6 protein-coding genes are annotated in these 11906 nt (G+C 32.2%); 4 read left to right on the plus strand and 2 right to left on the minus strand.

Going from position 1 to position 11906, the window contains the following annotated elements; translation table 11 throughout:
• Positions 1–23 precede the first annotated feature (23 nt).
• A complete protein-coding gene (locus ACHRVZ_RS14385; protein WP_395423277.1) occupies positions 24–2441 on the minus strand; it encodes a TonB-dependent receptor domain-containing protein in 2418 nt (805 codons plus the stop codon).
• Between the two features lie 321 nt (positions 2442–2762).
• On the opposite strand from ACHRVZ_RS14385, the gene argS reads away from it, so the two are divergent.
• The 4 genes from argS to ACHRVZ_RS14405 all read left to right on the plus strand — a co-directional run bounded on the left by argS (position 2763) and on the right by ACHRVZ_RS14405 (position 10749).
• A complete protein-coding gene (gene argS, locus ACHRVZ_RS14390) occupies positions 2763–4541 on the plus strand; it encodes an arginine--tRNA ligase (RefSeq protein ID WP_395423279.1) in 1779 nt (592 codons plus the stop codon).
• 358 nt (positions 4542–4899) lie between these two features.
• Positions 4900–5610 carry a hypothetical protein gene (locus tag ACHRVZ_RS14395; RefSeq protein WP_395423281.1) on the plus strand — a complete coding sequence of 237 codons (711 nt, stop codon included), beginning with the start codon at positions 4900–4902 and terminating at the stop codon, positions 5608–5610.
• A 395-nt stretch (positions 5611–6005) separates the two neighbouring features.
• Positions 6006–9233: a SusC/RagA family TonB-linked outer membrane protein gene (locus ACHRVZ_RS14400; protein WP_395423283.1), complete on the plus strand. Its 3228-nt coding sequence runs from the start codon at positions 6006–6008 to the stop codon at positions 9231–9233.
• A 13-nt stretch (positions 9234–9246) separates the two neighbouring features.
• Positions 9247–10749, plus strand: coding sequence for a SusD/RagB family nutrient-binding outer membrane lipoprotein (locus tag ACHRVZ_RS14405; RefSeq protein WP_395423284.1), 1503 nt, complete (start codon positions 9247–9249; stop codon positions 10747–10749).
• 190 nt (positions 10750–10939) lie between these two features.
• Here the strand turns inward: ACHRVZ_RS14405 and ACHRVZ_RS14410 are convergent, their stop codons facing one another.
• The gene (locus ACHRVZ_RS14410; RefSeq protein WP_395423285.1) at positions 10940–11842 is read right to left on the minus strand and encodes a DUF6607 family protein; all 903 of its coding nucleotides are present in this window, start codon (positions 11840–11842) and stop codon (positions 10940–10942) included.
• Positions 11843–11906 lie beyond the last annotated feature (64 nt).

Genomic DNA, 11906 nt, shown 5'->3' on the forward strand with positions numbered 1-11906 from the left:
AAAATCTACTAATAAAAGCGGGATTAAAACATTCCACCACCGCTAGCTTTACTAGTGTTATCTTCTCTTTGTTTACGTTGTAAATTTTTGATTTTTCCACCACCAAAATTATACGTTAAACCTAAATAAACCGTTTGACTTTCCCATTTAAATTGTCCTTCATGTGCATAAGGATACATCGAATCAAACGAATATTTCATAGTATTGAAAACGTCATTAAAACGTAAACTAATATTCATTTTGTTGTCTAATAATGTATAACGTGAACCAATGTCCATTTTGTACATTTCTTTACTGTTATTTTGCAGACCATCAACTCCACCTCTGTAAAAACCAAATAATAAGAAGCTTAAACGTTTGTTTGCTTTAAAGTTTGAGTTCATACGGCCATTAAATGCAGCAACAGTAACTTTTCTTTCAAGTGGACTACTTGTTTGCGTTACAGGATCGTATGCAAATACAACACCTTGCTGATTGATACTTGAGAAATCAATAGATGGTGAAATATCCCACCATTTTGTGATTTTGTAGTTAAAAGAAACTTCAAAACCATAAGATGTATTATGATCGTAGTTTGTATACGTCAAGATTTGCTTGTTACCAGTTGGGTCTGTATCGTCTGGATATAAAATTCTACTAATTTGGTCATTAATGCTTCTATAAAAAACACCTGTAGTAAAACTTCCTTTTTCAAGAGTTCTAGTGTAATTTATTTCAACCGAATTAGTAAACTGAGGTCGTAATTCAGGATTTCCTAATGAAGTCACTAACGGAGTAGAAAATTCACGAATAGGTTTAGTTTGCTCTAAACTAGGACGGTCAACACGACGGCTGTAGCTAAATTGCAAAGTGTTTTTCTCAGTCAGGTTATAAGTAAAATAAGCTGATGGATATAAAGTGATATAATCATCGTTGAATTTCTCAAGACCTTGATTCAAGTTTGCCGCTACTTTATAGCTTTCAAAACGAGTTCCTAATTGGTAACTGAATTTTTTAAATTTCTGACCAAATGTTACATAAGCTGAATAAATATCAGTGTCATAAGTATAATTAGAAACTGGAAGCGCTGCAAGAGGGTTTCCTGTTAGGTAATAATTATCAGTTTTAGTAATTCTTGCTTCTGCACCAGCTTCAAGAGTCGTTTTGTCGTTTAATGGATTTACGTAATCAACATTCAGAGTAGTCAGTTTACGTGTTCCTTTAATATAATCATCATAAACAACATTATTTTGGGTATTGTCGTTATTTATTGTTTGAGTATCAAAAGTAGAATACTGAGTGTCTTTATTGTCACTGTAGTTTCCTTCGAAATCTAAAGTATGACCTTCTTTTTTAAAGATGTGTTTGTACGCTAAATTATAAGTTCCAACTTGGTCTGGTCCTGAATATTTCGATTTTTGAAAAATACTGGCTACATCAGAACCGGTTACGTTATCGTAATCAATACCAGTATCAACAAATCCTTTTCCGTTCGATTTATTTTGATTGGTATAGAATGATAATGTATTATGATCGTCAATTAAATAATCCATTCCAATTTTATATAAATAGGAATCATTATCGTTTACAACATCGATTTTCTGAACAACGTTTGGATCAAATCTTTTTATGAAACCGTCATTATAATACGTTCCGAAGTTTTGTCCCACATTTCCAAAGAAGTTTACTTTTCCGGTTTTGTAATTCAAGTTTAAAGATTGATTGTATTTAGCCGTTTCTCCAAAAGTAATTCCGCCACTGTAACTTCCGTTAAAACCAGTGTTTGAGTTTTTATGTAAAACGATATTGATGATTCCGGACATTCCCTCCGGATTGTATTTTGCACTAGGATTCGTAATCAACTCAATTTTTTTGATAGAAGTTGATGGAATTTGTTTTAACAATTGTGCAGGATCAATATTCGAAGGTCTTCCGTCAATTAATACACGTACATTGTCATTTCCACGAAGTGAAAGTTTTCCGTCCTGATCTACGTTAACAGATGGAATGTTGTTCATAATGTCAGATGCCGAAGCTCCTGCAGTCGTTAAATCTTTTCCGACAGTAATTACTTTTCGGTCAATTTTTTGTTCTATTGTTGAGCGGTCACTTACAATATTTACACCTTTAAGTTGTGTCGCTTCTTCTTCAAGAGAAACATTAATTGTAGCTGTTTTTTTATTGTCACTTAAAATAATTGATCCAATATATTTTCTAAAACCAATATATTGAATTTCTACTGTATAACTTTTTAATGCTAAGTTTTTGATTGTAAAAGTACCATTATCATCAGTGTTCACTCCTGAAACTACTTTTCCGTTATCTTTTATTGAAACAGTTGCATAAGAAATAGGTGCATTATTCGATTTTTCGGTAATTTTTCCAGAGACCGATCCCGCGTTCTGGGCCTGTGCTGTTGCAATTACACCCAGTAATGCGAACAGAAAGAATTTTAATTTCATAATTGTAGTGAATTGATTTTTTTGATTTGATTGATGATGGTGATTGTTTTGTTAGATTTTTTTTTCGCTTTAAATGAATTCAAAGTTCTTATTAAGACTCTTTTATCATCGATATGTTACAGGAAAAAATAAAAAATATTATATTTTTTTTAAGAAGCGCTGTGTTTTAACAGATTAGCGTTTTAATTTTTTGATAATTTTTGCAATCAAAACAAAATCCTTTTTAGCAATTTCTAATTGTTTTGTTGTATTTTATATGTTTTTCATTTTCTGTAATTGATGAATAAGCAGTATCTTTGCACTCTTTAAAAATAAGTTTACATGTCATTATCACAAATTCTTACTCCTTCTATACAAAAAGCAATACAAGCATTATTTGATGTTACTGTTGATAAAATCGAATTTCAAACTACCCGAAAAGAGTTTGAAGGAGATATTACAATGGTGATTTTTCCATTACTAAAAGTGATTAAAAGCAATCCTGTAGAATTAGGAAATAAAATTGGAAATTATTTAGTTGAGAATCTTCCTGAAGTAGCACGTTTTAATGTCGTTTCAGGTTTCTTGAATATTGTAATTGCCGATAGTTATTATTTGAATTTCTTTAATGGAATAAAAGACAATACTAAGTTTGGATATGTAACTCCAAATCCTGAAGAGAAAGCAATAATGGTCGAATATTCTTCGCCAAACACTAATAAACCTTTGCACTTAGGTCACGTTCGTAACAATTTGTTAGGATATTCTGTTGCTGAAATTATTAAAGCTTCGGGTAAAAAAGTGTATAAAACTCAAATTATCAACGATCGCGGAATTCATATTTGCAAATCGATGCTGGCTTGGGAAAAGTTTGGAAATGGAGAAACTCCAGATAGTTCAGGATTAAAAGGAGACAAATTAGTTGGTAAATATTATGTTGAGTTTGATAAAGCTTATAAAGCTGAAATTTCTCAATTAATAGAAACTGGAAAAACCGAAGAAGAAGCTAAAAAACAAGCGCCAATTATTATTGAAGCGCAAGAAATGCTTCAAAAATGGGAAGCTGGAGATGAAAAAGTTATTTCACTTTGGAAAAAAATGAACCAATGGGTTTATGCTGGTTTTGAAACAACATATAAAAATCTTGGAGTTAATTTTGATAAATATTACTACGAAAGCAACACTTATTTATTAGGAAAAGATGTTGTTCAGGTAGGTCTTGACAAAGGAGTTTTCGAAAAAGATCCTGACGGTTCAGTTTGGATAGATTTGACAGATGAAGGTCTGGATCGTAAAATTGTTTTGCGTTCAGACGGAACTGCAGTTTATATGACACAAGATATCGGGACAGCGATTCAACGTGTAAAAGACATGCCGGATGTTGGCGGAATGGTTTATACTGTTGGAAACGAACAAGATTATCACTTTAAAGTATTATTCTTAATTCTGAAAAAATTAGGTTTTGATTGGGCTTCTAGCTTGTATCATTTATCATACGGAATGGTTGATTTACCATCAGGAAAAATGAAAAGCCGTGAAGGAACTGTTGTAGATGCAGATGATTTGATGCAGGATATGACAGATACTGCACAACAAATTTCAGAAGATTTAGGAAAATTAGATAGCTATTCTGCTGATGAAAAAGCAAAATTGTATAAAACAATTGGTCTTGGTGCTCTAAAATACTACATATTAAAAGTAGATCCTAAAAAACGTATTTTGTTTAATCCTGAAGAATCTGTTGATTTTGCTGGAAATACAGGTCCGTTTATTCAATATACATACGCGAGAATTCAGTCTATTATCCGTAAATCAGATTTCGATTTTTCTGCAGAAACAAATACTGAAGAGCTACACGAAAAAGAAAAAGAATTGGTAAAACAAATCGAACTTTTCCCTGAAGTAATTCAAAATGCAGCTCAAAATCATAGTCCGGCTTTAATCGCTAATTATACATATGACTTGGTGAAAGAATACAACTCATTCTATCAATCAGTTCATATTTTAGGAGAGGTAGATTTGACAAAAAAAATATTCAGAGTGCAGCTTTCTCAAAAAGTTGCTGAGGTAATAAAGTCAGCATTTACGCTGTTAGGAATCGAAGTTCCTGAAAGAATGTAAATTTCAGCTAAAAATAATAACAAATCAAGAGTCAATAATTGTATAATTATTGGCTCTTTTTTTATGGATGCAAAATAGTGTTTTGCTGAGTTTAGCTTTTGCAAGTTATGCTTGTCATCCCGAAATGAAGTAATTATTAAGTAAAGGTTATCGGATTTTCACCTGATTTTTCGTGTAAAAAAAATAAATTAAGATTTGGAAATTTCGTTTTTATAACTATGTTTACAGTAAGAAAAATATTTGTAAAAATTAGAACTGAGAGTCTTTAAATACTCATATTCTGTTATTTATTTTCCAATAAAAATTGTCGAGGAAGCTGAAAATCGTAAGAGTAGGCAAAATTTTAAACCAAAAAACAATGATTAAAAAGCCCTTTTTATTACTAGTACTTCTTTTAGTATGCTGCACAATTAATGCACAAGATTTGATTTCACCTTCTTATGGATTCTCACACAGTAAAACTGCCTATATTACTTTGGCTGATGGAACTGAAATCAATGGAACTATCAAAGATATTGATAGAGACAAAGGATTAATTGAGTTTATTAAATTACAAGATGGTGCTGGAAAAAAACATAAATTAAAACCAGAAGATATTAAATTTATGTACTTACCACCAAGTGGATTGGATAACTTAGGTAAGAAATTAAATTTTCTTGAAGATTTCAAAAAATGGAATGATGATAAGTTAAATCAAGATTTCTTAAATCAAGGTTATGCTTATTTCGAAACTGCAGATGTGAAAATAAAAAAGAAAAACAGCAAGTTGTTAATGCAGCTTCTTAATCCTTCTTTTAGTAAAGACTTCAAAGTATACTGTGATCCTTATGCTAAAGAAACTACTTCTTTGGGAGTTGGTGGTGTAAAATTTGTTGGGGGAGATGCAAAATCATATTATGTAGCTAAAAAAGATTCACCAGCATTTTTATTGAAGAAAAAAGATTACAAAAAAGAGTTTACTCCTTTATGGGGAAGTTGTGAGAAAGTAATTTCTGGAAACCCTGAGCCAAAATGGACAGATTTGACGAAACACATCATTACTTATTCTGAATGTGTTGAAGCAAAATAATACTTTGTTATAAATAATATTTATGTAATATTAATTCAAATTTTAAATTACATATAAAAATAGTTGAAAGCCGATAGTTTAAGTACTATCGGCTTTTTTTATGGACTGAAACGTGTTAAATCTGTTTAGGAAAAAACATAATTAAAATATTGAGAAAATTGAAAAATTGCCTTGATATTAAGTTTTTCTTTGAATTTTATTTCTAGGAAATTTTTCTTACTTTTTTCTGCACTGCTTTTAATTTTTTTTGTGTTGATTTTGAGTTGTTTAGCTCATTTAGTTTTATGTAAAAGTAATTAAATTCTTATTTTTATTTATGTTAAATAACGTATTATTCTTGTTAAAATTATTATTTTTTGATAAGTTGCGCCTCTTAACTAAATATAATAATAATAATGAAACAAAAATTAAAAGGATTTTTGGTAGTTTTCTTTGCTCTTGCGTTGCAATTAACTTATGCGCAAGAAAAAAAAATTACGGGAACAGTTTCTGATAATGCAGGAATACCTTTGCCAGGGGTAAGTGTATTAGTAAAGGGAACAAAATCCGGAACTCAAACAGATTTTGATGGAAAGTATTCTATTCAAGCAGCATCAAATCAAGTTTTGGTGTTTAGTTATATCGGGATGAAAACTCAAGAGATAACAGCAAATTCTTCTGTAGTAAACGTTAAATTGATTGATAATGCAACAGAACTTGAAGGTGTTGTAGTTACAACCGCTTTAGGTGTTAAAAGAGAAAAAAAATCATTAGGTTATGCTTCTCAGCAAATTTCAGGAAAAGATTTGGTCAATGGTGGAGCAGGAAACCAGAATGTTGCGAATCTACTGTCTGGAAAAGCTGCTGGTGTTGAGGTTTCCAGAAATACAAATTTTGGAGGTTCCACAAATGTGGTAATTCGTGGAAATAAATCTCTAACAGGAAACAATCAAGCTTTATGGGTTGTTGACGGAGTTCCCGTTGATAATTCAAATTCAAATACAAATACTCAGGCTCAAGGTAGAGGTGGGTATGATTATGGTAATAATGTATCAGATATTAATCAAGAAGATATTGAAAGCATAAATATTTTGAAAGGAGCAGCAGCTACAGCTTTGTATGGCTCGAGAGCTGCGAACGGAGTTGTGATGGTTACCACTAAAAAAGGAAAAAAGGGAGATAATAAAGTAGGTTTTACTTTTTCAAGCAATTTAATAGTCGGAACAGTTGATCGATCAACATTTGCAAAGTATCAAAATAAATATGGATCAGGTTATGGATTTGGTAGTTCATTTTTAGACCCAGAAAATCCAACTCCTACAGTAGATACTTCAAATGATGCATCTTATGGTGATCCTTTTACAGGAAAACAAGTTTATCAATGGGATTCTTTTACCCCGTATTCTAAGAATTATGGGCAATCTACGGCTTGGAGTGCGGCTCAAAATGGACCGATTTCTTTTTTCAAAACCGCTTTAACAAGTACAAACAGTATATCACTTGAGAAAGCTACAGATAGATCAAGCCTTTCAATGTCATATGTTAATACAATTCAAACCGGAATTTTACCAAATAGTGAGTTGAAGAAAAATCAACTTAGTGCAAGATTCAGTCAAAAGATAACAGACAAATTAACAGCAAATGCTTATGCAGCCGTAACATTACAAAATACTGTTGGTAGAAATTCTACAGGTTACAATGATAATATAATGGGAACTTTTAGACAATGGTGGCAGACCAACGTTGATGTAAAAGAATTGCAAAATGTATACAACGCATCCGGAGGCCAAAATATTACATGGAACTGGGCTGACCCTACTGCAGCTAAATTAGTTCCAGCTTATTGGGACAATCCATACTTTACTCGTTATCAGAATTATTCATCAGATGATAAAACGCGTTTGTTTAGTTATGCATCTCTTAACTACGAAATTACTAGTTGGTTAAGTGCTTTAGGAAGAGTTTCATTAGATACTTACAAACAACTTCAGGAAGAGAGAAGAGCTGTAGGCTCTACGCCAACAGGTTTTGGATTATCTCCAGTTGATGAAAATTCTGGATATCAAAGATTTGATATCAATTTTCAGGAAATCAATTATGATTTTATGTTAAACTTCAATAAAAAATTTGGAGACAATTTATCCCTGACCGGAGTTTTAGGTTCAAATATTAGAAGAGATAGTCGAGATAATATTTTGTCTTCAACAATTGGCGGGTTAGTTACTCCTGGAATATATGCATTATCTAATTCAAGATATGAATTGCCTTTCCCGACTGAAAGTAAAGTGAATTGGGGAGTAAATGGTATTTATGCTCAAGGATCTTTAGGGTATATGGATACCTATTTTATTGATGCCTCTATTAGAAGAGATGTTTCTTCGACATTGCCAAAAGGAAATAATGCATATACCTATCCAGCAATCTCGGGATCATTTTTGTTTTCTAATTTGGTAAAAGAAAAATGGCTGAACTTAGGAAAATTTAGGGTAAACTATGCCGAAGTTGGTAATGATGCAGAACCTTTAAAATTGCAAAATACATATACAAGAAGCTCAAACTTTAGAGGAGAGTCTATATATACGTTACCAAATTCGAATAACAACCCGGATCTTAAACCAGAACGAACAAAATCTTTTGAGGTTGGTTTAGAAACAAGCATGTTTGATAGACGTTTAGGTTTAGATGTTACGTATTACAAAACGAATACCGTTGATCAAATTGTATCTGCAGCTGTTTCCTCTGGTTCAGGATTTACAAATGCGTGGGTCAATGGAGGAAATATTGAAAATAGAGGTTTAGAAATTCAACTTATGGGAACCCCTGTAAAAACTAAAAGTTTTACTTGGGATGTAATTGTAAACTGGTCAAATAATAAAAGTAAGGTAGTTTCTTTACCAGAAGGAGTTGATAATTTACAAATAGCATCTTTTCAGGGAGGTGTGACAATTAACGCAACTCCGGGAGAAGCATATGGATCTATAAAAGGAACAGATTATATCTATACAAATGGTCAGCCAACTGTAGATCAAAAAACAGGTAAATACATGATCTCTAAAACATCAGACAATACAATAGGGAATGTTACACCAGATTGGATTGGCGGAGTTAGAAATAAATTTACGTATAAAAATATAGCGATGAGTTTCTTAATAGATACTCAAAAAGGAGGAGATATATTCTCATTAGATATGTATTATGGTCTGGCTAATGGTTTATATCCTGAAACAGCTGTTGGAAATATTAGAGAGATTGGAATTGTAAATTCCGGGGTTGCTCCAGATGGTACGGCCAATAAAGTGTCTACAGTAAATACCAATAATTTGCCTAGTACAGGTCCAGGAGCTTATTCTAGTAATTACGGATATTTGGCAGCACCTGTAAAAGCTTTTATTTATGATGCATCTTATGTTAAATTAAGAGAAGTTTCGATTTCGTATAATTTCCCTAAAAAAATGTTTGAAGGGACATTTGTAAATGCGGCGACGTTAAGTTTAATAGGCTCAAATTTATGGATAATAAGCAAAAAGTTGCCTTATGCAGATCCGGAAAGTGGATTGTCATCAGGAAATAAATCCAGAGGTTATTCTGTTGGATCATTACCTACTACAAGAGATATAGGATTCAACTTAACGTTTAAATTTTAATATTAGAAATATCATGAAAAATATAATTTTCTTATTAAGTATCGCATTACTTGCGGTTTCTTGTAGTGATTTGACAGACTTAAATAACGACGATAAAAACCCTTCAGTAGTACCTGCTGCTTCATTATTTACAAGTGCAGAAAAAGGTATAGCAGAACAAGTAGTCAATACAAGTGTTAATAAAAACATCTTTAGGTTAGTAAACCAACAATGGACAGAAACTACCTATATAGATGAATCTATTTATCAATGGACAACCAGAAAAATTTCTGATAATCATTGGGGAGCTTTTTATGCAGGAACAACTACTGATGATGGCTCGCTTGGAGATTTGATACAAGCAAAATCATTTTTAGAAAATCAGGTTATTTTGAGTTCAGATCCTCAATTTGCAGCAAAAACAGCAATTAAGAAAAATCAACTTGCAATGATTGATATTTTAATGGTTTATTCTTATCAGATTCTTGTGGATACTTTTGGAGATATTCCATATTCTGAAGCTCACAAGGGATCAGGGAATTATTTACCTAAATATGATAAGGCCATAGATATCTATAAAGATTTGATCGTTCGCCTTGATAATAATATTGCAAACATAGATGTTTCTCAGCCCGGATTTGGGAATGCTGATGTAATTTATGGTGATAAATTGTCTCTATGGGTAAAATTTGCTAATAGTATAAAACTAAAATTAGGAATTAATCTTAAAGCTTCAGGATTAGAAGATGCGATTGCAGATGCTGCAATTATTTCGGCATCAAGTAGTGCTTTTACTTCAAATGATGATAATGCTAAAATTGCATATCAAACGAATGTACCTAATACAAATCCTCTTTATGTAGATTTAGTTTATGGCGGAAGACATGATTTTGTGCCGGCGAAACCATTTGTCGATGCATTAGTAATGAAAAATGATCCCAGAACAAAAGTTTATTTCGCTCAAAATTTAAAAGATGCCAATGGTAATCCGCTGCCATATAAAGGAGGAGTAATTGGAAGTAAAAATAGTTTTGGGAAATTTACCCATATTGGAGATGTAATTCAATTACCGGATTTTAGGGGAACGTATTTGGATTATGCCGAAGTTGAATTTTTATTAGCCGAAGCTGTAGAAAGAGGTATTGCTGTAAACGGAAGTGCAGCAATGCATTATACCAATGCAATTACTGCTTCTATGGAAGATTGGGGAATATCAAAAACAAATATAGATACCTATTTGGCTCAATCGACAGTTGCTTATGCTACAGCAACAGGAACTTGGCAGCAAAAAATTGGAGAACAAGCATGGTATGCTTTATTTAATAGAGGATTCGAAGGATGGACATCTACGCGCAGGCTTAATTTCCCAACGCTTACTCCGCCATCAAATGCTGATGCCGCTGCAGAAGGGCAGATTCCATCAAGAATGACTTATCCAATTAGAGAGCAAACTTTAAACGCTGCAAATTATAATGCCGCAGCGATAGCAATAGGAGGAGATAAATTAAGTACAAAATTATTCTGGGACAAAAACTAGATTTAGTTTGAGTGTACATTGAACAGTAAGATTATAGCCCTACTATCATTTTATCTATTTTGAATTAGTAAACTTTTGGTTGAAATAATAAAAGGGCAAACCGTTCAGATTCATTTCTGGGCGGTTTTTTTGCATAAAAAAAGCCGATAGTCAAAACTATCGGCTTTTTTACAACTAACGCAACCATTTTTTATTTTACAAATTTGTTGATAATCGCATCACTTTCTGCTTTGGTAGCAGTTGGTTTTAAATCAAACAAAAGAGAATAAAGTGCTTTTCTATCCACCTTAGCTTCTAAGTTTAAGTCTTGATGTCTGTCAAAAAGAGTCTGCCATTTATCGCGAACGTTTTTCCAAAGAGCATTGTTTGCTACCCACCATTTTTGCCCGGCAATACATTTAATGTCCGGTACTTTAGTGTAAACATCCATACCTTTTTCTTGCGCTAGCAAAACATCTTTACCACTATCATCCCTAATCAGTTTATCATTATCTTGTTCATGATTCCATCCTGTCGCAGTAATTTCATGAATGTTTCTTCTTTTTAAAACATTATAGTCATTACGGTGTGTCTGCTCTCTTCTAGGTAATGGTGCATCTGCAATATTTGCCCAGTAATCTTGACCATCTACATGTACCCAAGTTGACGATCCTTCATATCTTGGACTATCATCTACTTGAAATACTTTTTGAGTCCATTGACCCTTAACCGCTTTTTTGTCTAATTTTTTATATTTCCAGGAAGTACCTTTGTCAAAAGTATATAAGTCTGTATTTTCATATAACCAATCTTGTCTCCAGTGTTTAATGATCATGTCATCACTAACAATTAGCAAGTGCTGCATTACAATTTTGTTTGGAGTGTCTTCTAACAATTCTACCCATTCTAAAGCAGATTCATGTTTAGTTTGAGAAGGTTTATAAGTAAGAGAATCTTTTGGATATTGAAAAGTTTCGGTAAAATTAAACTTCACTTCATAGCAACCACACATTGATTTAATTGATTTAATGTCTTGTTGTTTCTTGTCCTGACTAAAACCAAGACCACAAGTCAAAGCCATAACGGCTGAAAAATAGAGGCTTTTTGAAATCATAATTTTTTGTTTTGTTTTTAATTTTTGCAAATATAGAAATTTTATTTAGAACAAATAAAAATAG

Source organism: Flavobacterium sp. FlaQc-57 (assembly GCF_044007395.1).
Taxonomy (GTDB): domain Bacteria; phylum Bacteroidota; class Bacteroidia; order Flavobacteriales; family Flavobacteriaceae; genus Flavobacterium.

Coding starts and splice junctions, on each gene's coding strand:
- ACHRVZ_RS14400 (WP_395423283.1), top strand. CDS start 6,006: ATGAAACAAAAATTAAAAGGATTTTTGGTAGTTTTCTTTGCTCTTGCG.
- ACHRVZ_RS14395 (WP_395423281.1), top strand. CDS start 4,900: ATGATTAAAAAGCCCTTTTTATTACTAGTACTTCTTTTAGTATGCTGC.
- argS (WP_395423279.1), top strand. CDS start 2,763: ATGTCATTATCACAAATTCTTACTCCTTCTATACAAAAAGCAATACAA.
- ACHRVZ_RS14385 (WP_395423277.1), bottom strand. CDS start 2,441: ATGAAATTAAAATTCTTTCTGTTCGCATTACTGGGTGTAATTGCAACA.
- ACHRVZ_RS14405 (WP_395423284.1), top strand. CDS start 9,247: ATGAAAAATATAATTTTCTTATTAAGTATCGCATTACTTGCGGTTTCT.
- ACHRVZ_RS14410 (WP_395423285.1), bottom strand. CDS start 11,842: ATGATTTCAAAAAGCCTCTATTTTTCAGCCGTTATGGCTTTGACTTGT.